This window comes from Cryobacterium mannosilyticum (assembly GCF_004402705.1).
In the GTDB taxonomy this organism is placed as follows: domain Bacteria; phylum Actinomycetota; class Actinomycetes; order Actinomycetales; family Microbacteriaceae; genus Cryobacterium; species Cryobacterium mannosilyticum.
Window position 1 is genome coordinate 1 of sequence record NZ_SOFM01000005.1, and the last position, 24748, is coordinate 24748.

The 24748-nt window shown below is 69.5% G+C and carries 23 protein-coding genes and 1 tRNA gene; 11 read left to right on the plus strand and 13 right to left on the minus strand.

Annotated features, from left to right (window positions below; translation table 11 throughout):
* Positions 1-169 precede the first annotated feature (169 nt).
* The 3 genes from E3O32_RS01025 (at position 170) to E3O32_RS01035 (ending at position 3739) form a co-directional block, all read left to right on the plus strand.
* The gene (locus tag E3O32_RS01025) at positions 170-811 is read left to right on the plus strand and encodes a YqaJ viral recombinase family protein (RefSeq protein ID WP_420898084.1); all 642 of its coding nucleotides are present in this window, start codon (positions 170-172) and stop codon (positions 809-811) included.
* 373 nt (positions 812-1184) lie between these two features.
* Positions 1185-2258: an NADP-dependent oxidoreductase gene (locus tag E3O32_RS01030; protein WP_241974435.1), complete on the plus strand. Its 1074-nt coding sequence runs from the start codon at positions 1185-1187 to the stop codon at positions 2256-2258.
* The gene (locus tag E3O32_RS01035) at positions 2255-3739 is read left to right on the plus strand and encodes a cryptochrome/photolyase family protein (RefSeq protein ID WP_134506135.1); all 1485 of its coding nucleotides are present in this window, start codon (positions 2255-2257) and stop codon (positions 3737-3739) included. Before E3O32_RS01030 ends, E3O32_RS01035 begins: the two co-directional genes overlap by 4 nt.
* Here E3O32_RS01035 and E3O32_RS01040 read toward each other — a convergent pair.
* Together E3O32_RS01040 and aceB are read right to left on the minus strand one after the other, a co-directional pair.
* Positions 3736-4263, minus strand: a complete 528-nt coding sequence (locus tag E3O32_RS01040) for a GNAT family N-acetyltransferase (RefSeq protein WP_134506137.1) — start codon at positions 4261-4263, stop codon at positions 3736-3738. The two genes, E3O32_RS01035 and E3O32_RS01040, sit on opposite strands and share 4 nt — an antisense overlap.
* Before the next feature lie 87 nt (positions 4264-4350).
* Positions 4351-6114, minus strand: a complete 1764-nt coding sequence (gene aceB, locus E3O32_RS01045; RefSeq protein WP_134506139.1) for a malate synthase A — start codon at positions 6112-6114, stop codon at positions 4351-4353.
* A 142-nt stretch (positions 6115-6256) separates the two neighbouring features.
* Here aceB and E3O32_RS01050 point away from each other — a divergent pair, with 142 nt between their 5' ends.
* On the plus strand, positions 6257-7747 hold the full coding sequence (locus E3O32_RS01050; RefSeq protein WP_134506141.1) for a helix-turn-helix transcriptional regulator: 1491 nt from the start codon (positions 6257-6259) through the stop codon (positions 7745-7747).
* A 138-nt stretch (positions 7748-7885) separates the two neighbouring features.
* A complete protein-coding gene (locus E3O32_RS17685) occupies positions 7886-8017 on the plus strand; it encodes a hypothetical protein (protein WP_255455464.1) in 132 nt (43 codons plus the stop codon).
* 144 nt (positions 8018-8161) lie between these two features.
* Here E3O32_RS17685 and E3O32_RS01055 read toward each other — a convergent pair whose 3' ends face one another.
* From E3O32_RS01055 to E3O32_RS01080, 6 genes are all read right to left on the minus strand, one after another.
* Entirely contained in the window at positions 8162-9007 is an 846-nt protein-coding gene (locus tag E3O32_RS01055; protein ID WP_134506143.1) for a transglutaminase family protein, read from the minus strand.
* The gene (locus tag E3O32_RS01060) at positions 9004-9933 is read right to left on the minus strand and encodes an alpha-E domain-containing protein (RefSeq protein WP_134506145.1); all 930 of its coding nucleotides are present in this window, start codon (positions 9931-9933) and stop codon (positions 9004-9006) included. Before E3O32_RS01060 ends, E3O32_RS01055 begins: the two co-directional genes overlap by 4 nt.
* Positions 9927-11612 carry a circularly permuted type 2 ATP-grasp protein gene (locus E3O32_RS01065; RefSeq protein ID WP_134506147.1) on the minus strand — a complete coding sequence of 562 codons (1686 nt, stop codon included), beginning with the start codon at positions 11610-11612 and terminating at the stop codon, positions 9927-9929. The genes E3O32_RS01060 and E3O32_RS01065 overlap by 7 nt, the downstream gene beginning before the upstream one ends.
* 137 nt (positions 11613-11749) lie before the next feature.
* On the minus strand, positions 11750-12430 hold the full coding sequence (locus tag E3O32_RS01070) for a GntR family transcriptional regulator (RefSeq protein WP_166790741.1): 681 nt from the start codon (positions 12428-12430) through the stop codon (positions 11750-11752).
* 114 nt (positions 12431-12544) lie between these two features.
* Positions 12545-13696 carry an acyl-CoA dehydrogenase family protein gene (locus E3O32_RS01075; protein WP_134506186.1) on the minus strand — a complete coding sequence of 384 codons (1152 nt, stop codon included), beginning with the start codon at positions 13694-13696 and terminating at the stop codon, positions 12545-12547.
* 58 nt (positions 13697-13754) lie between these two features.
* Positions 13755-14984, minus strand: coding sequence for a CaiB/BaiF CoA transferase family protein (locus E3O32_RS01080; RefSeq protein ID WP_134506151.1), 1230 nt, complete (start codon positions 14982-14984; stop codon positions 13755-13757).
* A 142-nt stretch (positions 14985-15126) separates the two neighbouring features.
* Between E3O32_RS01080 and E3O32_RS01085 the strand changes: the two genes are divergently transcribed.
* From E3O32_RS01085 to E3O32_RS01105, 5 genes are all read left to right on the plus strand, one after another.
* A complete protein-coding gene (locus E3O32_RS01085; protein WP_134506153.1) occupies positions 15127-15903 on the plus strand; it encodes a GntR family transcriptional regulator in 777 nt (258 codons plus the stop codon).
* The gene (locus E3O32_RS01090) at positions 15875-16696 is read left to right on the plus strand and encodes a cache domain-containing protein (protein WP_134506155.1); all 822 of its coding nucleotides are present in this window, start codon (positions 15875-15877) and stop codon (positions 16694-16696) included. Before E3O32_RS01085 ends, E3O32_RS01090 begins: the two co-directional genes overlap by 29 nt.
* Before the next feature lie 102 nt (positions 16697-16798).
* Complete coding sequence (locus tag E3O32_RS01095) at positions 16799-18232, plus strand: aminobutyraldehyde dehydrogenase (protein ID WP_134506157.1); 1434 nt, start codon at positions 16799-16801, stop codon at positions 18230-18232.
* 74 nt (positions 18233-18306) lie between these two features.
* Positions 18307-18684 carry a VOC family protein gene (locus E3O32_RS01100; RefSeq protein WP_134506188.1) on the plus strand — a complete coding sequence of 126 codons (378 nt, stop codon included), beginning with the start codon at positions 18307-18309 and terminating at the stop codon, positions 18682-18684.
* 150 nt (positions 18685-18834) lie between these two features.
* Positions 18835-20361, plus strand: coding sequence for an APC family permease (locus E3O32_RS01105; protein WP_134506159.1), 1527 nt, complete (start codon positions 18835-18837; stop codon positions 20359-20361).
* 88 nt (positions 20362-20449) lie between these two features.
* On the opposite strand, the gene rplA is transcribed toward E3O32_RS01105, so the two are convergent.
* From rplA to E3O32_RS01130, 5 genes are all read right to left on the minus strand, one after another.
* A complete protein-coding gene (rplA, locus tag E3O32_RS01110; protein ID WP_134506161.1) occupies positions 20450-21139 on the minus strand; it encodes a 50S ribosomal protein L1 in 690 nt (229 codons plus the stop codon).
* A 92-nt stretch (positions 21140-21231) separates the two neighbouring features.
* Entirely contained in the window at positions 21232-21663 is a 432-nt protein-coding gene (rplK, locus tag E3O32_RS01115; protein WP_134424703.1) for a 50S ribosomal protein L11, read from the minus strand.
* 84 nt (positions 21664-21747) lie between these two features.
* A complete protein-coding gene (gene nusG, locus E3O32_RS01120) occupies positions 21748-22701 on the minus strand; it encodes a transcription termination/antitermination protein NusG (protein ID WP_134506163.1) in 954 nt (317 codons plus the stop codon).
* Positions 22702-22794: 93 nt separating this feature from the next.
* The gene (gene secE / locus E3O32_RS01125; protein WP_134506165.1) at positions 22795-23070 is read right to left on the minus strand and encodes a preprotein translocase subunit SecE; all 276 of its coding nucleotides are present in this window, start codon (positions 23068-23070) and stop codon (positions 22795-22797) included.
* A 42-nt stretch (positions 23071-23112) separates the two neighbouring features.
* Positions 23113-23185, minus strand: a tRNA-Trp gene (locus E3O32_RS01130).
* A 221-nt stretch (positions 23186-23406) separates the two neighbouring features.
* Between E3O32_RS01130 and E3O32_RS01135 the strand changes: the two genes are divergently transcribed.
* Positions 23407-24609 (plus strand): pyridoxal phosphate-dependent aminotransferase, encoded by a 1203-nt coding sequence (locus E3O32_RS01135; protein ID WP_134506167.1) that lies wholly within the window; start codon positions 23407-23409, stop codon positions 24607-24609.
* Positions 24610-24748 lie beyond the last annotated feature (139 nt).

The window sequence follows — 24748 nt, forward strand, 5'->3', positions numbered from 1 at the left end:
CAGCGCCCGATCGCCCGCGCCGACACCAGCCCATCGACATCCGACATGGGACTGAGCGCTGGCCTCGATCGCCAGCCTCCAATAATCAACACGCTCTTCGGCGCGTGCGGGCTGCCGAAACGGGCGCGGCCTGGCGCCGGCGGGAGCCCGGACGGGAGACAATGGGGAGGTGACCGACACCATGCTCTCCCTGTTCGAGGAGGACGAGTCACCGGTTCCGGTCGCGGCGGCCACGGCACCGCACCTGCTCCGCATCGTCGCCGATTCGACCGACCGGGTGGCCTGGCTGCGGGCGCGGGCCCAGGGGATCACGGCCACGGATGTCGCCAAGCTCGCCACCCCGAAATCGGTGCAGAACGCGGCCTTCGACAAGTTCAACGGCAGCAGCTTCAGCGGCAACACGTTCACCGACCACGGCCGGGCCCGGGAACCGGAGATCGCGGCCTGGGTGCTCGGCAACTACGGGATCGAACCGAGCACCACCCTTTTCCACGCGGCGGAGCATCGCCGCCACCTGGCCACGCCCGACGGCGTCGGCGCCGGGGCGGCAGGGCTGGAACTCGCCGAGATCAAGACGACCAGCAAACCGTGGCGCAGCATCCCCCGCTCGTACCTGCGTCAGGTCTGGTGGCAGCAGTACGTGCTCGGCGCCGAGCGAACCCTGCTCGTCTGGGAGCAGCACAAGGACTTCGTGCCGGTGAACCCCGAGCCGGAGTGCCGCTGGATCGAGCGAGACGACGACCAGATCGCGATCCTCGTCGGCTACGCCAACGACCTCATCGCCCGGCTCAACACGATGAGCGCCCGGTAACGGGCACCCGCAGCCCGGGCGAGCGGCGGAGGATCGCGCCGGTTCGGGTTCGGCGCGATCCTCCGCCCACTGCAGGAAGAAATTGATCGTGGGACCGGATCCACCGGTTGCCCGGTGGCGCCCACGGTGATGCTTCCCCCCTCAAAGGAGAACCACGGTCCCCCTTTGTGAGGACAGACTATTGCGGGACGCCATCCGACGGCCAGACCCCGGCACCCCCAAGCCGAGGGGCAGCGGCGATTCCCGCACCCCCAATTCGGGGCACCGGCGCTGACCGCGGCCGGGATCCGGCCGACTACTGCCGCGGCACCTCCCGCCGCCTGGCAACCTCCGGTCGTCGCGGCGGCGCGGGCCGCCGGTGGAGAATGGGGAAATGGGAAACGCCACGAAACTGCCCTTGTCCATGCGCGCCCTCGTGATCGACCGGCCCGGCGCTGCCGACGAGTTGCACCTCGCCGACGTGCCGGCCCCGATCGCCGTGCTCGATGAACTCATCGTGCGTGTCGTGGCGGCCGGGGTCAACCCGATCGACGCCAAGACCCGCGCCGGGAAGGGCGTGTCCGCGGCGATCTCCGCCTACCCCGCGGTGCTCGGCAACGACTTCAGCGGCGTCGTCGTCAGCGCGCCGTACGAGGCGTTCCCGCTCCAGCCCGGCGACGAGGTGTACGGCATGGCGAGGGTCCCTCGCACTTCGGGCAGCTACGCCGAGTACCTCCCCGTGTCCAGCCTGAGCGTCACCCGCAAACCCAAGCGGCTCAGCCACATCGAGGCCGCCGCCGTGCCGGTCGCCGCGCTCACCGCCTGGGGGATGGTCGTCGAACTGGCCGAGGCAGCCCCGGGGCAGCGGATGCTCATCCACGCCGGCAGCGGCGGCGTCGGCCACTTCGCGGTGCAGTTCGCCAAGGCGTTCGGCGCCCACGTGATCGCCACCGGGTCGCCCCGCAACCTCGACTTCCTCCGCCAGCTCGGCGCCGACGAGGTCATCGACTACACCGAGACCCGGTTCGACGAGGTCCTCTCCGAACTCGACTCGGTGATCGACCTGATCGGCAACGTGCACGACAACACCGGCACCCGATCGCTCACCGTGCTCCGCGAAGGCGGCATCCTGGTGAACGCGCCCACCGGGAGCTGGCCGACGATGGCCGCCGATGCCGCGGCCGCCGGCATCCGCGCCACCGGCTACAAGGTCCCCGCCGACGCGCGCACCCTCGACTGGATCAGCGGACTGATCGAGGACGGCACCGTGCGGGTGCACGTCGACCGGGTGTTCGAGCTCGCCGACGGGGCAGCGGCCCACCGTCTGATCGAACAGGGCCACACCAGGGGAAAGATCGTGCTGCGCATCTCGGACGTGCCGCTGACCACCGCGGGCGGCGCGGTGACCGGGAGCGAACCCGGCGCCGCGAACGGCCAGGGCTCGGCCGCGGCAGGGCCCCGCGCGTGACCGGCGCTCGTGCAGGGGACGACGCCGCCGCGGGAACCGGACCGTCGATCGTCTGGTTCAGGGACGACCTCCGCCTCGCCGACAACCCGGCGCTGCACGCGGCCGTCGAGCGCGGCCGGCCGATCGTGGCCGTCTACGTGCTCGACGAGGAATCGGCCGGGATCCGGCCGATCGGCGGTGCGGCCAGGTGGTGGCTTCACGGGAGCCTGGTCTCCCTCGCCGATTCGCTGGAGAGCCTCGGCGCGCGGCTGACGCTCCGGCGCGGGCCGGCCGAGGCAGTTCTGACCGGACTGGCGGCATCCGTCGGGGCGGGCGCAGTGTTCTGGAACCGCCGCTACGGCGCCGCCGAACGGGCCGTCGACGCCCGCCTGAAAACAGGGTTGCGGCAGTCCGGCCTGTCGGCTCACAGCTTCGCGGGGTCGCTGCTGCACGAGCCGTGGACGATCAAGACCGGCCAGGGCGGGTCGTATTCGGTGTTCACCCCGTTCTGGCGGGCCTGTCAGGCCGCACCTCCGCCCCGGCCTCCCTACCCGGCGCCGGCGGCGCTCCCCGGCCACCCGGGGACGGTCGCCTCCGACCTGCTGGCGGATTGGGCGCTCCTGCCCGAGCGGCCCGACTGGGCCGCGGGGCTGCGCGCGGCGTGGCAGCCGGGCGAGGCCTCCGCGCAGCGTCTGCTCGACGGTTTCCTTCGCGACGCGCTCCCCCGGTACGCCGATGAACGCGACGAGCCGGCCCGGGCGGCCACCTCCCGGTTGTCGCCGCACCTGCGCTGGGGCGAGATCAGTCCATTCCAGATCTGGCATGCGACCGAGTGGGCGCGGATCGGCCTGACCGGTCGAGCGCAGGAGAGCGCTTCCCGGTTCCTCACCGAGGTGGGCTGGCGGGAATTCGCCCACCACGTGCTGTTCAACGCCCCCGACCTGGCCACCGTGAACCTGCGGCCCGAGTTCGACGCGTTCCCCTGGCCGCCGCTCGACCGGACGGCCCTCGCCGCCTGGCAGCAGGGCCGCACCGGCTTCCCCCTGGTCGACGCCGGGATGCGCGAGCTCTGGCGCACCGGCAGCATGCACAACCGGGTGCGGATGGTGACGGCGTCGTTCCTGATCAAGAACCTGCTGATCGACTGGCGTGAGGGCGAGGCGTGGTTCTGGGACACCCTCGTCGATGCCGACGCGGCGAGCAACCCGTTCGGCTGGCAGTGGGTGGCCGGTTCCGGCGCCGACGCCGCGCCCTACTTCCGGGTTTTCAACCCCGAGCTGCAGGCGAAGAAGTTCGACCCCCAGGGTGAGTACATCCGCGAGTTCGTGCCCGAGTGGGGCACGGATGCCTATCCGGCGCCGATCGTCGACCTCGGCGAGACGAGACGGGCGGCCCTCGCCGCCTACGAGCAGATCAAGGGCGGGAAGGATCAGGCGCTCGCGGCCCGCTCCCTGGATCCAGGGTCGACCGGCACCCGCCCCGGCGGACCCGGATCGGCCTAGAGGGCCCGTTCCAGCACGAAGTCGTCCTCGTACTGCCCGCCGACGAGGAAGCGCTTCACGCCGACCTTGACGAAGCCGTTCTTCTCGTAGAACCGGATGGCTCGCCCGTTCTCCTGGTTCACGCCGAGCCAACTGCCGACGGCGCCGCGCTCCCTGGCCGCATCCAGCGTCGCCGCCATCAGCGGGGCGGCGACTCCGCGGCCATGGGTTTCCTCGCGTAGGTAGCATTTGCTGAGCTCTGCGGTGGGGCGGATGCTGATGGCCGCCCTGGCGTCGGCATCCGTCGGATCGCCGAAGACGAGCATGGTGTACCCCTGCAGGGTGCCGTCTTCCTCGGCGACCAGGACGACCCGGTCCGGGTCGGCCAGAAACCCTGCGAAGTTGGACTCGGCGAGCACGTCGCGGAGGAACTCGGCCACCGCCTGCTCCGTGGTGTGCGCGGGCGTGGCCAGCCGGAAGGTGGCCGCGGCCAGTTCGGCCAGCGCCGCGGCATCCGCCCCGGTTGCCCGTCGTATCGTCACCATCGCTTCACCCTACCGATAGCCGCGCCCGCCGGTCGCAATCCCCCCTCCATCGCCCGACAGGCCGCGAGGAGGGGAGATGGGACGGGGTTACAGGTAGCGGGCGTAAGCGCCGACGGTGAGGAACGTCGGGAACTCGGGCTCCAGGGCGGATGCCCGGAACACCTCGAGGGCGTCGTCGAAGCGATCGCCCGGCGTGCGCTCGAACCCGGCGAAGACCTCGGCGACCTGCTCGTTGACCCAGGTCTTGTCGATCCGGCGACCCTCGGCTGTGACCGAGTTGTCGTGGACCCACTGCCAGATCTGAGAGCGGGAGATCTCGGCAGTCGCGGCATCCTCCATCAGGTTGTCGATCGCGGCAGCCCCGACGCCGCGCAGCCACGACTCGATGTAGCGCAGCCCGATCTTGATGTTGTCGCGCACCCCGGACTCGGTGATCTCGCCGCCGGCGGATGCCACGTCGAGCAGGTCGGACGCGGTCACGGACACGTCGTCACGGGTGCGGTGCACCTGGTTCGGCGTGTCGCCGAGCACAGCGTCGAACTCTGCCTGCGCGGTGGGAATGAGGTCAGGGTGCGCGACCCAGGTGCCGTCGAAGCCGTCGGTCGCCTCACGCCGCTTGTCGGCGGCGACCTGCTCCAGAGCGCGGGCCGTCACCTCGGGGTCGCGCCGGTTCGGGATGAACGCGCTCATGCCGCCGATCGCATATGCCCCTCGGCGGTGGCAGGTGGAGACGAGCAGTTCCGTGTAGGCCCTCATGAACGGCAGGGTCATCGTGATCTGCTTGCGGTCGGGGAAGACGAATCGGCGTCCGCGGGAGCGGAACGTCTTGATGATGCTGAAGATGTAGTCCCAACGGCCGGCGTTCAGCCCGGCGCAGTGGTCGCGCAGCTCGTAGAGGATCTCTTCCATTTCGAACGCGGCCTGGATGGTTTCGATCAGCACGGTGGCGCGGATCGTGCCGTAGTCGATTCCGAGGCGTTCTTCGGAGTGGCTGAAGATGTCATCCCACAGCCGGGCCTCGTAGTGGCTCTCCAGCTTTGGCAGGTAGAAGTACGGACCGCTGCCGTCCTCGATCAGCCGTTTCGCGTTGTGGAAGAAGTAGAGTCCGAAGTCGACGAGGCTTCCCGACGCGCTCATCCGCCGGTTGGCTCGGTCGACGAAGATCAGGTTCTTCTCGACCAGGTGCCAGCCGCGCGGACGCATCACGATCGTGGGGGTCTGGCCCGTGGGTCCGCCGGTCACGGCGTATTCCTTGCCCTCCGGGCTGGTGAAGCTCAACTGCCCGCGCACGGTGTCGAACAGGCTCAGCTGGCCCTCGATGACGTTCGCCCAGGTGGGGCTGGTGGCGTCTTCCTGGTCGGCCAGCCACACCTTCGCTCCGGAATTGAGGGCGTTGATCGCCATCTTCCGGTCGGTCGGGCCGGTGATCTCCACCCGGCGGTCCTCCAGGCCGGGCCCGGCGCCTGCGACGCGCCAGCTCGGGTCGCGGCGCACGTGCGCGGTCTCGGTCAGGAAACCAGGGTCGCGGCCGTTGGCGGCGTCGACGCGCTTGCGGAGCCGGGCGGCGAGAAGGTCGTGCCGGGTTCCGGCGAACCGGTCGTGCAGCTCAGCGAGGAAGACCAGGGCTTCGGGGGTGAGGATCTCTGCGTAGCGGGGCCCGAGGTCGCCGGTGATCTCGAGGTGCGGCTCGATCGTGGCGAAGCTGCCGGTGTTGGTCGTGGTCCCGGTGGTCGAAGCGGTGCCGACGGTCGAAGGGGTGCCGACGGTCGAAGCGGTGCCGGTGGTCGAGCCGATCCCGGTGGTCGAGCTTGTCGAGACCCGGTTGGTGGTCGCGAGGGGCGGGGTGTTCATGATCTGGTCTCCTTCGGTGAGCGTCCTTGCTTGCCTGTGCACCAACTCTGCGCCGCCCGGGCACCCCGCAGGCCGTTCCAGTCAACAGAAGAAGATCAGTTCTTCTGCTTGCGTGAACTTCTGCCCCGTGTGACGATGAGTCATGGTCAACGCCGATCCGCTCCTTCGTTCCGCCCTCTCCGCTCCCCCGCCGGCCGAGCACGGGCTTGACGCCCTCACGCTCGGGCGTCGCATCCGTGAACTGCGCACGACCAGGAGGATGACCCTCGACAGCCTCGCTGCGGCCATCGACCGGGCCCCGTCGCAGGTCTCGATGATTGAGAACGGCAACCGGGAGCCCCGCCTGTCGATGCTGCGCACGATCGCCATCGCCCTCGGCACCACGGTCGACGACCTCCTGAAGCCGGAGGCCCCCTCCGAGCGGGCCGCGCTGGAGATCGCCGTCGAACGCGCCCAGCGCGGTGCGGTCTTCACGGCGCTCGGTCTGGCGAAAATCCGGGTCAGCCGGGCAACCAGTGACGAGACGCTGCAGACGATCCTCACCCTGCACCATGAGATCGAACGGCTGCATCGCGAACGGGCGGCCACCCCCGAGGAGGCCAGGCGGGCCAATGCGCAACTGCGGGCGACGATGCGCGCCAGGGACAACTACTTCCCGGAGCTCGAGGAACAGGCGCTCGAGCTGCTCACCGCGGTCGGCCATTCCGGCGGGCCCGTGTCGCACCAGGTGGTCGCCGACATGGCCACCCACCTCGGCTACTCGCTGCACTACGTCGGCGACCTGCCGCATTCGACCCGGTCGGTCACCGACAAGCGGAACGGGCGGATCTACCTGCCGACCGCCCAGTCTGCCTCGCGGGACTCACGCACCCCCATCCTGCAGGCGTTCGCGAGCCTGCTCTGCGGCCACGACGAACCCGGAAACTACGCGGAATTTCTCCGCCAACGGGTGGAGACGAACTACCTGACCGCGGCCATCCTGCTGCCAGAGAAGGACACCGTTCGGCTGCTGACCGAGGCGAAGAACCTGCGCCGCATCTCGATGGAGGACCTGCGCGACGCCTTCTCGGTGTCCTACGAGACGGCCGCGCACCGGTTCACGAACCTCGCCACGGCGCGACTGGGCATCCCCGTGCACTTCATGAAGGTGCACGAGTCCGGCACGATCATCAAGGCCTACGAAAACGACTCGGTGCGCTTTCCGAGCGACGCCCTCGGCGCGGTCGAGGGCACGACCGTCTGCCGAAGCTGGACCGCACGGACCGTGTTCGACGTGCCGGACCGGTTCAGCCCCTGGTACCAGTACACGGACACCCCGAGCGGCACCTTCTGGTGCACCTCGCGGATCGAGAAGGCGAAGGAGGGCGAGTACTCGGTGAGCGTGGGGGTGCCGTTCGACCATGTGAAGTGGTTCCGCGGCCGGGAGACCACCAATCGTGCCGTGTCCCGCTGTCCCGACGAGTCGTGCTGCCGCCGGGCCCCGAACGACCTGGCCACCCGCTGGGCCGGCCAGTCCTGGCCGGCCGCGCGCACCCCGACGAGCCTGCTCGCCGCACTGCCCACCGGCACCTTCCCCGGCGTCGACCAGACCGAGGTGTACCAGTTCCTCGAGTCGCACTCCCCCACGCACTGACCGGGCCGGGCCGCCGTCCCGGTATCAGCCGGGGCAGACGGCGGCGCGGGTTCGGGCAGGCGGTGCAGGGCGTCGACGAGCGCCAGCTCCGGCTTCCGTTCGGCGTCGGCGTCGGCGAGGGCGCTCGGGCTCGCGGTCATGCTCGCGGCGGCCCGCGGTGCGCGCCGCCAGGCATCCGTCCCCCGTCCCGCGACTGCCGGCACCGGTGGCCACGCGGATGCCGGCACCGCGCTCGACCGGGAACCCGCACTGGAAACCGCCCGGGTCTGACCTGCCTCCTGTGGCCAATTCAGGAACACTGCCTGCCGCGGCGGCAGCATCCCGCGGACCAGTGCGGCGGATGCGCGCGGCCGGCCCGGATCTCCTGAGTTAGCCACCAGTCGACGCGCGCTCGGGCGGCGGGCGGGAGCGGCCTCAGGCCTCCCGGGTGATCTCCACCCGCACGAAGAGCTCGGAGCCGAACGGCCCGGCGAACACGCCGCGCAGCGGCGGCACGTCGTTGTAGTCGCGGCCGCGGCCGACCGAGACGTGGCGGTCGCCGATCCCGATCGAGTTGGTCGGGTCGAAGCCGCGCCAGTCGCCGCAGAACCACTCGACCCAGGCGTGGGATTCGCCGGTGACGGTCTCGCCGATCCCGGCATCCGGCCGGGGGTGCAGGTAGCCGGAGACGTAGCGGGCGGGGATTCCGACCGAGCGCAGCGCGCCGAGCGCGATATGGGTGATGTCCTGGCACACCCCGCGCTTGTCGCTCCAGGCCTCCGCGGCGGTGGAATGGACGCCGGTGACACCCTGCACGTACTGCATCCGTTCGCCGATCGCCGTGCAGATCTCCAGCGCCGCGTCGCATGGGCGCTCGTGCCGGGAGACGATCTCGGCGGCCAGTTGCTTCACGTCGGCGGGCGGCTCGGTGAGCCGGGTCTGCCGGGAATGCTCCACGGTCGCGGGGCTGCGCACGGCGATCGCGGCCAGTTCGGCCCAGCCCATCGGATGGGCCAGGTGGGTGAGCGGCCGCACCTCGACCAGGCTGGTGGCGGTGAGGGTGAGCTCGGCGTGCGGGGTGAGCACCTCGAACGAGGACACCTGGGTGCCCCAGTAGTCGACGTAGTTGTGGTTGCTCGACACCGGCGAGATCTCGAGGTTGGAGTACAACACCAGTTGCTCGGGGGAGCTGACCGGCAGCATCCGGGCCTCGTTGTAGGAGGCGGCCACCTCACCCTGGTAGCGGTAGCCGGTGCGGTGCCGGATCCGGAGCCGGTTCACGAGACCTCCCCCGACCAGGTCGGCACGGTGCTGGTCGGGAAGTACCGCTCGCCGATGGCCTCCGAGGCCGTGCTGGTGGCCTCCTGCACGATGTCCATCTGGTGCGGCAGATCATTCAGGATGTCCATGATCGGCCGGTATTCAAGCTGGCTGCGGATCTGCCCCAGCACCCGCTGCGCCTGGTCGGACACGCCGACCCGGTCCGTGCGGGGCTCCATCTCCCGCAGGCACTGCTCGGCCCGGGACACGGAGAACACGATCGACCGCGGGAACAACCGGTCCAGCAGCAGGAACTCCGCCGCATTCCGCGCCGACGGCACGCCGCGGTAGGTGCGCAGGTACGATTCGTAGGCGCCGCAGGAGCGCAGGATCGTCGTCCAGGACGGCCCGCTCGTCTCGGTCAGCGACCGGGTCGCCAGCAGCCGGGCGGTCATGTCCGCCTGCTCGAGGCTGCGGCCGAGGTTGAAGAAGTGCCAGGCCTCGTCGCGGCTGACCCCGGACTCCACGATTCCCACGGCGAGCGCGGCGCGTTCGCGCACCCAGCCGAAGAAATCGTGGGTCTTCTCGCTCGCCACCTTGCGCGGCATCCGGGCGCTCGTCGTGTTCAGGCATTCCCACAGCTCGGTGGGCACGATCTCCCTGGCCCGCCGCGCGTTCTCCCTGGCCGCTTTGACCGAATAGGCGATCGAGGCCGGATGCGCACGGTCGACGGCCAGCGTCGCGAGCACGTCCTTGCGGGTGAGCAGCCGGTCGGGCGGAACGTCGCTGCCCATCAGGTGCAGCAACGACTGGCAGGCGATGCTCTCCTCGATCCACGGATCCTCGAGCAGGAGCTGCAGGTGCACATCCAGGATCCGGGCCGTGCCGTCGCTGCGCTCGATGTAGCGTCCGATCCAGAACAGGCTTTCCGCGATTCGGCTCAACATTCCTGGACCTTCCTCTTCCCGACAGGTCGCGCGCACGCCTGCTGCTGTTGCTGTTGCTGTTGCTGTTGCTCGTTGTCGTTGAACGGCTTGTCCTGCGGCGAGTGGTCGACCGCGTGCACCACCCCGGCCGAGCGCACGTTCGCCGCCTGGTCCGCGACGAGACCCTGCACACCGCGGGCCGCCGTCTCCGCGGAGAAGTCCGGTTCGGACCCGATCACCCAGGTGTCCTTCGACCCGCCGCCCTGGCTGGAATTGACGACGAGTTCGCCCTCCGGCAGCGCCACCCGGGTGAGGCCGCCCGGCAGCACCCAGACGTCGGTGCCGTCATTCACGGCGAACGGGCGCAGGTCGGCGTGCCGGGGGCGCAATCCGTCTTCGACGAGGGTGGGGATGGTCGAGAGCTGCACGACCGGCTGGGCTATCCAGCCGCGGGGGTCCTTGACGAGTTGCTTCCGCAGGGTCTCCAGTTCGGCCGCGGATGCCGCCGGCCCCACCACGAGGCCCTTCCCGCCCGACCCGTCCACGGGCTTGACCACGAGCTCGTCGAGCCGGTCGAGCACCTCCTCGAGGGCGAGCGGGTCCTCCAGCCGCCAGGTGTCGACGTTGGGGATGATCGCCTCCTCGCCGAGGTAGTACCTGATCAGTTCGGGCAGGTAGGTGTAGACGAGCTTGTCGTCGGCGACGCCGTTGCCCACCGCATTGGCGATGGTCACATTGCCCAGCCGGGCCGCCATCAGGATGCCGGGCGACCCCAGCTGGGAGTCGGCGCGGAACTGCAGCGGGTCGAGGAACTCGTCGTCGACCCGGCGGTAGATCACGTCGACCCGGGTCGGGCCGGCCGTGGTGCGCATCCAGACCCGGCCACCCGAGCAGAACAGGTCACGGCCCTCGACGAGTTCGACGCCCATCAGCCGGGCCAGCAGGGTGTGCTCGAAGTAGGCCGAGTTGAACACCCCCGGGGTGAGCACCACGACGTTGGGGTCGTCGACCCCGGCCGGGGCGGAGGCGCGGAGAGCCTGGAGCAGCTTGTTCGGGTAGTCCCCGACCGGCCGCACCCGCATCGACACGAACAGCTCCGGCAGGGTCTGGGCCATCACCCGCCGGTTGGAGATGACGTAGCTGACGCCGCTGGGCACCCGCAAGTTGTCTTCGAGCACCCGCCAGGCACCCTTCTCGTCGCGGATCAGGTCGATCCCGGAGACCTGGATGCGCACATTGTTCGCCGGGACGATTCCGGCAGCCTGGCGGTGGAAATGGCTCGAGGAGCTGATCAGCGCGGCCGGGATCACCCCGTCGTGCACCGCGGCCTGCGGGCCGTAGATGTCGGCCAGGAAGGCCTCGAGTGCGAGGACGCGCTGCTTGATGCCGGCCTCCACAGTGACCCATTCCTGTTGTTCGATCACCCGTGGCACGGCGTCGAGCGGGAACGGGCGTTCCTCGCCCGCGAAGTCGAAGGTCACCCCCTGCGCGAGATAGGAAGAGGCGAGGGCATCCGTTCGCCCCCGGAGTTCTTCCTGGGTCATCCGGGCCAGCGCGTTGAAGACGTCCTTGTACGCCGCGCGGGCTTCGAACGGGGTGAGCGAGGAGAGATCGGGGAACATCTCGTCCCAGGCGCTGGGGGCGCCTCCTTTCGCCCGAAGTGCCGCGGTAGCGCCGTAGCCCGTGAACAGGTCAACCATGATGGGAGCGTAGCGGCACCGTGTTGCCACGATGTTTCACGGAAATGTCCACCGAACGGCATACGATCGTCCTCCCCATCCGGGTTCCGAACGTCGGAAATCCGGGCCGTTCGGCCCCCGGCAGACGGGGGGATTGCCTACAGTGAGGCCACTCGCATCCGTTCTTCCTCATCGCGCACGACCGTCGGTGCGACCGAGTTCCGGGCCGCGAGGATGTGCGAGCGCATCGCGACCTCGGCCCAGAGCGTGTCGCCGGACTGCAGGGCGGTGAGGATGTCCCGGTGGTGGTGGTTGCTGACCGCCCGGAAGCGTGCCCCGTCGCGGCGGAAGTAACTGCTCATCATGGGAACCCGGGTGACGGATGCCGCGAGCGCGATCAGCTGGGTGCACTGGGACGCGGCCACGACGATGTGGTGGAACTCGGCGTTGAGCTCGCTGAGCCGGGCGATGCCGGCGTCGTCGGTCGCCCGCACGAACTCCTCCATCTGCCCGATCAGCACCGCGAGCCGCTCGAGGTCGGCCTGCCCGATCAGGTCCGCCGCGAGCCCGGCCGCCCGGCTCTCCAGGGTCGCCCGGAGGAAGTACGTCTCCCGGAGCGCGTCGGCGGTCCAGGCGACGACGGTCGCCCCGCGGTTGGGCACGAATTCGACCAGGCCGGCCTCGTCGAGCCGGCGCAGCGCCTCGCGCACGGGGGTGCGACTGACCCCGAGCTCCTCGGCCAGGGCCGCCTCGCGCAGGGTGGCATTGGCCGGCAGGTCGCCGGAGAGGATGCGCCCGCGCAGGGTCGCATACGTGGTCTGGCCCCCGGTCACCGCCACTTCGCCCCCAAGTCGCACAACGCTAGAAGCTCACTATGGCACAAACGAAACCGGCAACCTCGCTATCCGCCCGGGTCAGGCCCGGCCAGGACCTGCCGGAGGGCGCCCGGCCCGTCAGGCAAACGCGTTCAGGCCGGTCAACGCCCGGCCGAGAACGAGCTGATGGATCTCATCCGTGCCCTCGTAGGTGCGGACGGATTCGAGGTTCGCCATGTGCCGCATCACCGGGAACTCGCTGGTGATGCCGTCGCCGCCGAGGATCGTGCGTGCCTCGCGGGCGATCAGGATGGCCTCGCGCACGCTGTTGAGCTTGCCGACGCTGATCTGGGCGGGGGTGAGCGCGCCGCGTTCCTTCAGCCGGCCGAGGTGCAGGGCGAGCAGCACGCCCTTCTCATACTCCACGAGCATGTCGGCCAGTTTGGCCTGGATGAGCTGGGTGGCGCCGATCGGCTTGCCGAACACCTCCCGGGTCTGCGAGCGCCCGATCGCCGCGTCGAGGCAGCTGCGGGCGGCGCCCATCGCCCCCCAGACGATGCCGAACCGGGCCTCGTTCAGGCAGCCGAACGGCCCGGAGAGCCCGCGCGCGCCGGGCAGGATCGCCTCGCCCGGCACGCGCACCGCGTCGAATTCGACGTCACACTGGATCGAGGCGCGCATCGAGAGCTTGTTCTCGATCGGAGTGGCGGTGAAGCCCGGCGTTCCGGTGGGCACGAGGAAGCCGCGCACGCCCTCGGAAGTCTCTGCCCAGACCACCGCGACGTCGGCGATGCTGGCCAGGCCGATCCAGCGCTTGGAACCGTCGAGCACCCAGTCGTCGCCGTCCCGGCGGGCCGTGGTTCTCATCGCCGCCGGGTCGCTGCCACCGGTGGGCTCGGTGAGCGCGAAGCAGCCGACGAGTTCGCCCGCGGCCATCCCGGGCAGCCAGCGCTGCTTCTGCTCCTCGGTGCCGTACTTGTGGATGGCGGACATGGCCAGCGAGCCCTGCACCGACACGAAGGTGCGCCAGCCGCTGTCGGCGGCCTCGAGCTCGAGGCAGACCAGGCCGTAGCTCACGGCGCCGGCGCCGGCACAGCCGTAGCCGTCGAGGTGCATGCCGAGGAAGCCGGCCGCGCCGAGTTCGGCGACCAGCTCCCCCCGGAATCGCTTGTCCTCGTAGTCCTGCTCGATGGTGGGCAGGATGCGGTTGGTCGCGAACGCGCGGGCCTTGCGCGCCCAGGCGATCTCGTCGACCTCGAGCAGGTCGTCGAGGTCGAAGACGGAGTCCACGAGGGGGCTGTGGACGAGCGGGGTGGGGCGGCCGGAGGCGGTCACGAGTGTCCTTTGGTCAGGTCAACGGAACGGGGGTCAGCGGGGCGGGAGCCGGCGGAGCGGGGTCCGGGCGGAGCCAGTCGGCGCCGTCATGCTCGCCGAGCTGCGGCGGCGGCAGGCGGTAGCCGGGCGGCCGGCCGGCGAGGTGGATGGGGTTGGCGACCTGCCGGCTGCCGGACACCTCGACCACCGGGGCGAGCCCCAGCGCGGTGGCGAAGGCGAAGGCCTCGTCGACGGTGTTGACCAGTCCGGCCGGCACCCCGGCATCCGTCAGGGTGGCCACCCACTCGGCGGCCGGCCGGGCGCGCAGGAGTCTTTCCAGCATCGTCTTGAGCTCGGCGCGGTGCGGCACCCGGGCCGTGTTGCCCTCGAAACGGGGGTCGGCGGCCAGCTCCGGAGCCCCGAGCAGACGCACGAGGGTGCGGAACTGGCGGTCGTTGCCCACGGCGATCACGAGCGGCCGGTCCTGCCCGGCGAAGAGTTCGTAGGGCGCGATACTCGGGTGCGCGTTGCCCAGCCGGGCCGGCGGCCGGCCGGTGGCCAGGGTTCCCGCGGCCTGGTTGGTGAGCGCGGAGAGCAGGGTGCCCATCAGGTCGACCTCGACCCGTTCGCCGGCCGCGGGCGCGGCACCGCCGGCGGAGCGGGCCGCATCACGGGCGCGGAGCGCGAGCAGGATGCCGCTGAGCGCGTTGAGCCCGGAGAGCACGTCGACCAGGGCCACACCGACCTTGCTCGGTCCACCGTCGGGGTCGCCGGTCACGCTCATCAGGCCGCCCACCGCCTGCACCAGCAGGTCGTAGCCGGGCAGCCGGGCGCCGGCGCCACCGCCGAAGCCGGTGATCGAGCAGTAGACGACCCCCGGGTTGGCCGCGGCCACGGCGTCGAAGCCCAGCCCGAACCGGTCGAGCGCCCCCGGCCGGAAGTTCTCGACCACGACGTCCGCTGTCGCGGCCAGGTGCCGGGCGGTCGCCAGGCCCGCCGGGGTGGCCAGATCGCAGACGACCGCGCGCTTGTTCCGGTTCACCGCGCCGAAGTAGGTGGACTCCCCGTGCGCGTCAACGGGCGGGCGCCACTGGCGGGTGTCGTCGCCCTGCGGGCTCTCGATCTTGATCACGTCCGCGCCGAAATCCGCGAGCATCATGGTGGCGTACGGGCCGGCGAGCACGCGGGAGAAATCGGCGACCCGCACCCCCGCCAACGGACCGTGACTCCCACCCGTCTCCTGCGGCAATCGCGTCTGCTGCAATCGCGTCTCCTGCAGCAATCGCCCACCTCGGTCCCGGTTCCACGACGGATCACCGGGCACCGGCAATGGTCGCACTTGATGCGATCCTATATCGCATGATTAAGTTCCCGCCACCTCGCAGGGCGTCGGCTAGATTGGGCCTATGAAGGCTCAGCTGCGACCCGGCGCCCGGGAAGCGATCTTCGCGCAGCTCATCGAAGCCGGCCGCGCCGAGCAGGTTGCGCGCCGGCTCACCGACGCCATCATCCTCGGCGTGCTCACCCCGGGCGAGCGCCTCCCGAGCGAGCAGGAGCTGGCCCGCCGGTTCGGCGTCGCCCTGATCACGGTGCGGGAGGGCCTGGTCATCCTGCGCGACGCCGGCCTGGTCGAGACCCGGCGCGGGCGCGGCGGCGGCAGCTTCGTGATCAAGGCGGATGCCCCGCACGGCACGCTGCTGCAGGCCCGGCTACGCGGCCTCGCCCAGGTCGAGCTCTCGGACTTGGCCGTGTACTTCTCCACGATCGCGGAAGGCTGCGCCGAACGAGCCGCCCTCCGCGCCTCCGCCGCCGACGCCGAACGGCTGCACGCCTGGCTGCTCCACGCCGACTTCTCGACCACCGCGGGCGCCCGCACCAACGCCGGCGGGTTCTACCTCGAACTCGCCGTGCTCAGCCAGTCGGCCAGGCTCGTCCGCGAGCAGATCCGCCTCCAGGCCGAATTCGGCCCGCTGCTCCTGCTCGGCCTCGGTGACCCCGACACCCGCACCCGGGTCACCGGGCTGAACGGCCGGATCGCCCTGGCCATCACCGACGGCGACGGCCAGGCCGCCCGCACCCTCGTCGCCGACCAGGGGCGACTGCTGGGCGAGTGGCTGCTGACCATGAAGGCCCGGATCGAGCGAGGAGGACACCTTGACGACGCCATCGTCGACGACGCCTGAGACGGCCAGGCCCGCGGGTCCCCCGGCCGGGCTGCCCACCGCGGAGGACTGTGCGATCGAGGTCGGCGAGATCTTCGCGCGGGTGTTCCACACCCTGGACGACTGGCGTGAGCGCATCGCCGCCGCCGTTCCCGACCGGGCCGACCTCGACATCCTCGTGGAGTCGCTCGTGGTGCCCGCGCTGCTCGCCTCCGCCGGCTCGCCCGCCGCCGACGGCCCGCCGGCCACCGAATCGCTCCTGATCGGCGCCGGCTTCATCGCCGCCCCGCAGTACGTCAACGGCCGCGACGCGCACTTCGCCTGGTGGCTCGGCCCGCTGGCGTCGAATCCGCTGCTGGGTAACACGAGCGGCGCCAGCCGGCTCGACCTGGCCACCCGGGTGCACACCGAGTACCTCCGCGACTTCCGCGAACTCGAGTGGTACGCGGTGCCGGAGGCCACGAACCAGACCCACGTGACCGGCCCCTACGTCGACCAGCTCTGCACCTGCGACTACATCATCACTCTCACCATGCCGGTGCGGCTGGGCGAGCGGATGATCGGGGTCGTCGGCGCCGACGTCTACGTCAAGCGCCTGGAACAGGTGCTGCTGCCGCACTTCCTCGCCCTGCCGGGACCGGTTGTGCTCGTGAACCAGTCGGGCCGCGTCGTGATCTCGACCGAGCCGACGCTCCCGGCCGGCGACATCCTGCCGAACCGGCGGCATCCGGCCGACGGCTTCGCCCTGCTTCCCTGCCCGGGCACCCCGTTCCTCCTTGCGACCCGCGTTGCCATCGCCACTCCCGCACTTTAAACATTGCATTCCAGATGATTTAGGGTAACGTCGTCCACGGCGAGCCACCGGCTCCCGGGCGAGGCAGCACTGCCGGCTCACCGCACTTCCGAAAGGCCGGCCATGCCCATCCGCGAACTCCGCAACTTCGTCAACGGAGGGTACGTCGACTCCGCCGCCACCGACCGGCTCGACATCATCAACCCGGCCACCGAAGAGGTCTACGCGCAGACGCCCGTTTCCACCGAAGCGGATGTCGCGGCCGCCTACGGCGCGGCGACCACGGCCTTCGAGACCTGGGGCGAGACGACCCCGGGCGAACGCCAGCGGGCGCTGCTGCGGTTCGCCGACGCCCTCGAGGCCCGCACCGAGGAGATCGCGGATCTGGAAAGCGAGAACACGGGCAAGCCGCGCGCCGGAATCGTCGGCGACGAGGTCGAGGTGATGATCGACCAGGTGCGATTCTTCGCCGGGGCCGCCCGCGTGCTCGAAGGCAAGTCGGCCGGGGAGTACCTCAAGGACCACACCTCGATGGTGCGGCGCGAGCCGATCGGCGTGATCGGCCAGGTCACCCCGTGGAACTACCCGATGATGATGGCGATCTGGAAGATCGCCCCTGCCCTCGCGGCCGGCAACACCGTCGTGCTCAAGCCCTCCGACTCGACGCCCGTGTCCACGCTGCTGCTGGCCGAGATCGCCGCCGAGTTCCTGCCCGCCGGCGCCTTCAACGTCGTCGCCGGCAACCGGGAGACCGGCCGCGCCCTGGTCACCGACCGCACGCCGCAGATGGTCTCGATCACCGGTTCGGTGCGCGCCGGCATGGAGGTCGCCGGCACCGCCGCCCTCGACCTCAAGCGCGTGCACCTCGAGCTGGGCGGCAAGGCCCCCGTGATCGTGTTCAACGACGCCGACATCCAGGCCGCCGTCGAAGGGATCACCGCTGCCGCGTTCTACAACGGCGGCCAGGACTGCACCGCCGCCACCCGGCTGCTCGTCCAGGAGGGCATCCACGACGAGTTCGTCGCCGCCCTGGCCGCGCACGCCAGGAAGAACGCCCGCACCGGCGGGCCGCGCGAGGAGGGCATCCTCTTCGGCGCCCTCTCCAGCGCCGACCACCTCGCCCGGATCGAGAGCGTGATCGACCGGCTGCCCGACCACGCCGAGATCGTCCTCGGCGGACACCGCCAGGGCCGCGTCGGCTACTTCCACGAGGCGACCATCGTCGCCAACCTGCGCCAAGCCGATGAGGCCGTGCAGGAGGAGTTCTTCGGCCCGGTGATCACGGCGCAGAAGTTCACCGATGAGGCCGAGGCGCTCGCCTGGGCGAACGACGTGCAGTACGGCCTGGCCTCGTCGGTCTGGACGAAGGACCACGCGACCGCGATGCGGATGGCCAAGCGGCTCGCCTTCGGCTGCGTCTGGATCAACACGCACATCCCGCTCGTCGCCGAGATGCCGCATGGCGGGTTCAAGCACTCCGGCTACGGCAAGGATCTCTCGATGTACGGCCTCGAGGACTACACCCGGATCAAGCATGTGATGAGCTACATCGGCTGACTGAGTGCCGGCCCCCGTCGGCCCGGGGGTGGACAGGGCGGCCCGGTCAACGGATGATCGTGGTGGAGGACACCATGGAGATCCTGCAGGTTGCCCAGCACGCCGACGATCTCGACCGGGCGTGCGCCTTCTACGAGCTGCTGCTCGGGGGCCCGCCGGCCGCCCGGTTCGATCCCCCCGGCCTGCTCTTCTTCAACGTGGGCCGGTCCCGCCTGCTGCTCGAGCGGGCGGCGCCCCCCGCCCTCGTCTACCTGCAGGTCGACGATGTCGCGGCAACGATCGAGCGGCTCCGCGGGTTGCAGGTGGAGATCGTCGACCTGCCGCACATCATCTTCAGCCATACCGACGACTCACTCGGTCCGGCAGGCACCGACGAGTGGATGGCGTTCATCCGCGACAGCGAGGGCAACACGGTCGGGCTGGTCAGCCACGAGCCGCGCCACGATCCGTAGCCCGTGCTTCGGCCCGCAACACGCCGAAGAGTGAATCATTCGGTTCTATACCTTTTGGCGTTGCCGGTCCACTATGTTGAGCACACACAATGAGGTGTCGCGGCCAGGGGGGTGGCTGCCCGTCCCTCCGGCTTGATCGGAAAGGTCATCATGAACGACAACCCGTCCCCGCAGAAGGGGCTCGGCGACAGCGAGCACCTCAAGGCCCTCGGCTACGAGAACTCCTTCCACCGCTCCATGGGCCTCTGGGCGAACTTCGCCCTCGGCTTCACCTACCTCTCCCCCCTCGTCGGCGTGTACTCGCTGTTCGCGCTCGCCCTGAGCACGGGCGGGCCGCCGTCGATCTTCTGGCTGATCATCGTCGGCACCGGCCAGCTGCTGGTGGCGCTCGTCTTCGGCGAGGTCGTCTCGCAGTACCCGATCGCCGGCGGGATCTACCCGTGGACCCGCAGGCTCTGGGGCAAGCGCTACGCCTGGATGGCGGCCTGGGTCTACGTCTGGGCGATGATCGTGACCATCACCGCCGTCGCCGAGTTCGGCACGGGCTTCCTGGCCAGCCTGATCAACGCGCCGGTGACCAATGAGGTCACCCTGGGTCTGTCGGTGCTCTTCCTCGTGGTCGCCTTCGGCCTGAACTTCTCCGGCACGAAGACACTCGGCCGGGTCGCCCGGATCGGGCTCGCCGCCGAACTCGTCGGCGTCGTCGGGCTCGGCCTGTACCTCTTGATCTTCCAGCGCAAGCAGGAGTTCAGCGTCTTCTTCGACACCATGGGCGTGCAGGGCGACGGCAGCTACGTCGCCGCGTTCCTCGGCGCGGCCCTCGCCGGGCTGTTCCTGTTCTACGGCTTCGAAGCCTGCGGGGACGTGGCGGAGGAGGTCGAGAACCCGGCCAGGGGCATCCCCCGGGCGATGATCCTGACCATCCTCGTCGGCGGGGTCTCGGCCCTGTTCTCGTTCGGCGGCTATGTGCTGGCCGCCCCCGATCTCCAGGCCATCGTCACCGGGAAGGACATCGACCCGATCCCCGCGATCCTCGACGCCTCGCTCGGCACCGTCGGCGCGAAGATCTTCCTCGTGGTCGCGCTCACCGCGTTCCTGTCCTGTGTGCTCAGCCTGCAGGCCGCTGCCAGCCGGCTCCTGTTCTCGTTCGCGCGGGACGGGATGATCCCCGGCCACGCCTGGCTCTCCCGGGTGTCCCCGCGCACGGCGGTGCCGGTGAACGCCCTGATCGTGGCCTGCACGATCCCCCTCCTGCTCTGCCTGCTCATCTACGTGGGCGGCAGCACACTGCTGGCCCGGATCACGGCCTTCGCGGTGATCGGCATCTACGTGGCGTTCCAGGCCGTGGTGCTCGCGGCGCTCCGGCAGCGGCTCAAGGGCTGGCGGCCGGCCGGGCCGTTCAACCTGGGCCGGTTCGGTTTCGTGGTCAACGTGGTAGCCCTCGCCTACGGGATCTTCGCGATGGTGCTGCTGGCCAGGCCGGGCGCGACCGGGGTGTTCCTCGACGACTGGATCGTGCTGATCGGACTCGCGGTCGTGATGGGCACCGGGCTGCTCTACCTGTTCATCGCCAAACCGCACAGCGCCTCGCACCAGCCGGAGGGTGATGCGATCGCCGTGGCCGCGATGCTGCGGGCGCACCCTGAGAACGCGCGGACGACATCCGACACCGACTGAGCGGCGCCCGGCCGGACCGCGTCCGGCCTGACGCGTCTTAACGAACGAAGGGCCCGTCTCGCGACGGGCCCTTCGTGCTGGTGGGGGTTTAGATGCTGTTCACATCGAGCGGGATGCCGGGGCCGAACGTGGTCGACACGGCGCCCTTCATGATGTAGCGGCCCTTGGAGGAGCTGGGCTTGAGGCGAACGATCTCCTCGAGCGCTGCGGCGATGTTCTCGTTCAGCTGCTCGGCGGTGAAGGATGCCTTGCCGACGACGAACTGCACGTTGGCGTGCTTGTCGACGCGGAATTCGATCTTTCCGCCCTTGATGTCGGACACGGCCTTCGCGACGTCGGGCGTCACGGTGCCGGTCTTCGGGTTCGGCATGAGGCCACGCGGGCCGAGCACCTTTCCGAGACGGCCGACCTTGCCCATCAGCTCCGGGGTCGAGACGGCGGAGTCGAACGAGGTGTAGCCGGCGGCCACCTTCTCGATCAGCTCGTCGCCACCGACCTCGTCGGCGCCGGCTGCGATGGCAGCATCGGCGGCCGGGCCGGTTGCGAAGACGATGACGCGGGCGGTGCGACCGGTTCCGTGAGGAAGAATAACGGTTCCACGCACCATCTGGTCCGCCTTGCGCGGGTCGACGCCGAGCTTGAGGGCAACCTCAACGGTCGAGTTGAAGTTCGCCGAACCGGTCTCGCGGGCCAGCGTGACGGCCTCGACGGGGGTGTAGAACTTGTCGGCTTCGATCTTTTCGGCCGCGGCCCGGTAGGCCTTTGACTTCTGTGCCATTTGAATCTCCTGTACAAAAATTTGAGAGTGTGGTGCGAGCCTGGCTGGCTCTTCCACGTACTGCTGGGTGGCGGGATGCCGGGGGTTGAGGCTCAGGCCTCGACCGTGATGCCCATCGAGCGGGCCGTGCCGGCGATGATCTTCGACGCAGCGTCGAGGTCGTTCGCGTTGAGGTCGACCATCTTGGCTTCGGCGATTTCGCGAACCTGTGCCTTGGTGAGCTTCGCAACCTTGACGGTGTGCGGGGTGCCACTGCCCTTGGCGACGCCGGCAGCCTTCTTGATGAGCTCCGCCGCCGGCGGGGTCTTCAGGATGAAAGTGAATGAACGGTCGTCGTAGACGGTGATCTCCACCGGGATGACGTTGCCGCGCTGGGATTCCGTCTGGGCGTTGTAGGCCTTGCAGAATTCCATGATGTTGACGCCGTGCTGACCAAGCGCCGGCCCGATGGGCGGTGCGGGGTTGGCGGCGCCGGCCTTGATCTGAAGCTTGATCAGACCAGTTACCTTCTTCTTCGGTGCCATTGTTCTTCCTTCTTTGTGATGACGAGCAGCCGCGAGGGCCGCTCTCCCGGTGGCCCGGACGGGCCCCGGTGAACTGGAAACTTTTTAGAGCTTGGTGACCTGGTCGAAGCTGAGCTCGACCGGGGTCTCGCGCTCGAACAGGGACACCAGCACGATGAGCTTGCCGCTCTCCGCCTTGATCTCGCTGATCGATCCGGGCAGACCCGCGAACGAGCCTTCCTTGATCGTGATGGTCTCGCCGATTTCGTAGTCGATCTCGGCCGGGAGGGCGCGGGTGGGAACCTTGCCGCCGTGGCCTGCGCCGGACTTCGCGGTCGGCACTTCCTGGATCTCGACGAGGCTCTTCAGCATGCCGAAGGCCTCTTCGAAGCGGAGGGGGGTCGGGTTGTGGGCGTTGCCGACGAAGCCGGTGACGCCGGGGGTGTGGCGAACCACGGACCAGCTGTCTTCGTTCAGGTCCATCCGCACCAGCACGTAGCCGGGGATGCGGACGCGAGTGACCATCTTGCGCTGGCCGTTCTTGATCTCGACGACGTCTTCCATCGGAACCTCGACCTGGTAGATGAAATCTTCCATGGCCATCGACTGCTTGCGGTTCTCGATGTTCGACTTCACGCGGCGTTCGAAGCCGGCATAGGAGTGGATGACGAACCACTTGCCCGGCTGGAAGCGCAGTTCCTTGCGGAACTCGGCGTACGGGTCCTCGTCGACGGCTTCCTCGGCCGCGACCTCGGTCGCCTCTTCGTCCTGCACGGCCTCGACGGACGCATCCGCTTCGTCGGCGGAGTCGATGTCGAGGGCGTCGTCGACGAGCGCGTCGGCCTCGGGGTCGACCGATTCGGCGAGCGCGTCAAGCGCGGCGTCGAGATTGTCTTCGACGCCGACGCTCGGGTCGAACACGTGCACGGCTGCCTGCTCGGCGGCCTCTACGGAGTCTTCTTCGGCGGCGAGGGTGTTGCCCTCCTGCGCCTCGTCGTCGTCTGAGGACTGTTCGGCAGCGGTGGCCCAGTCGACATCGTCGTGATTCGTCTCAGTCACTAAATCTCAATCCTTATCTATTGCCTGGGCACGAAAGCGTGACCCGTTCAGCGTTGCCATGAATCCTTGCGGGAGCCGCCTGGCGGCATCCGTTCAGCCGCTTGGCGTTCCGAACACGTATGTCACGACGAGCGCGAACACCCAGTCGAGTGCGGAAACCAGGGCCATCATGATCACCACGAAGACCAGCACGACACCCGTGTAGCTCAGGAGTTCCTTGCGGGTCGGCGTGACGACCTTGCGGAGCTCCGCCATGACCTGCTTGATGAACAGGGACATCCGAGCGAAGGGACCGCGCTGGGAATCGCGCGCCATTCTCGCGTTTGCGACGATTTCCTCACTGGGTTCGTCGACAACTTTTCGGGCCACCTGTTCACACCTTTCCTGGGCCGACGGAATGCCACCGACTTGCAGGGCGGACAGGACTCGAACCTGCAACCTGCGGTTTTGGAGACCGCTGCTCTACCAATTGAGCCACCACCCTATGGACAGAATCCTGTGCGCCACGCGTCGTCGCGGCTTTCGGGCGAGTCACTCGGACACACCAAAAAGGGCGCAAAAAAGCATGGCAGAATTCAACTACCTCGATCAAGTCTAGGTCACTCCGGGACGAGAGTAAAGCCGGGGCACCGCGGGGGCCGGCCTGCTCCGAGATTCACGTCCCCGCGCCTTCGCCGGGATGGCCTGCCGCCGTATGCTCGAAGCGTGGCTCACGAACTCAAGCGAATCTCTACTCGGATCGGCTCCATCGCGGAGTCGGCGACCCTCAAGGTCGACGGCAAGGCCAAGGCGCTCCAGGCGGCCGGCCGGCCGGTGATCAGTTTCGCCGCGGGCGAGCCTGACTTCCCGACCCCTCCACACATCGTCGAGGCGGCGCTCCTGGCGGTGTCGGACCCGAAGAACCACCGCTACACCCCGGCGGCCGGGCTGCCCGACCTGCGCGAGGCCATCGCGGCCAAGACCCTCCGGGACAGCGGGCTGGCGATCTCGCCCAGCCAGGTGGTCGTCACCAACGGCGGCAAGCAGGCGGTCTACCAGGCCTTTGCCACGCTGCTCGACCCGGGCGACGAGGTCATCGTCCCCACCCCGTACTGGACCACCTACCCCGAGTCGATCCGGCTGGCCGGCGGCGTGCAGGTCGACGTCTTCGCCGGCGCCGACCAAGGCTACCTCGTCACGGTCGAGCAGCTCGAGGCCGCGCGTACCCCGCGCACCAAGGTGCTGCTGTTCGTGTCGCCGTCGAACCCGACCGGCGCGGTCTACTCTCCCGAGCAGACGAAGGCCATCGGCCAATGGGCCGAGGAGCACGGCCTGTGGATCATCAGCGACGAGATCTACCAGAACCTCACCTACGACGGGGTGCGCGCCGTGTCGATCGTCGAGGCCGTGCCCGCCCTGGCCGACCGCACCATCCTCGTCAACGGCGTCGCCAAGACGTATGCGATGACCGGCTGGCGCCTCGGCTGGATGGTGGGCCCGCAGGACGCGATCAAGGCCGCCGCCAACCTGCAGTCGCACCTGACCTCGAACGTCTCGAACATCTCCCAGCGCGCCGGCATCGCCGCCCTGACCGGGCCGCAGGATGCCGCGCTCGCCATGCGGGACGCCTTCGACCGCCGCCGCACGGTCATCGTCGCCGAGCTGAACAAGATCCCCGGCATGGTGACCCCGACGCCGCAGGGCGCGTTCTACGTCTACCCTGACGTCACCGGCCTGCTCGGCCGCCCGTGGGGCGGCGTCACGCCGACGACGTCGCTCGAGCTCGCCGACCTGATCCTCGACCAGGTCGAGGTGGCCGCGGTCCCGGGTGAGGCCTTCGGCCCGAGCGGCTACCTCCGTTTCTCCTATGCGCTCGGCGACGACGCCCTGCTCGAAGGAGTTCAGCGCCTGCAGCGCCTCTTCTCCTAGCATCCGACACGCCACGGCCTCAGTCGGAACACGCGTTCATGTTTCGAAGATGAAGTCCGCGCTGTCGGTGTCGCACGGCGACTTCGAACGCTTCGAGTACTCGGCTGCGCCGTTATTGGAGGATGCATGCGCGACCTCG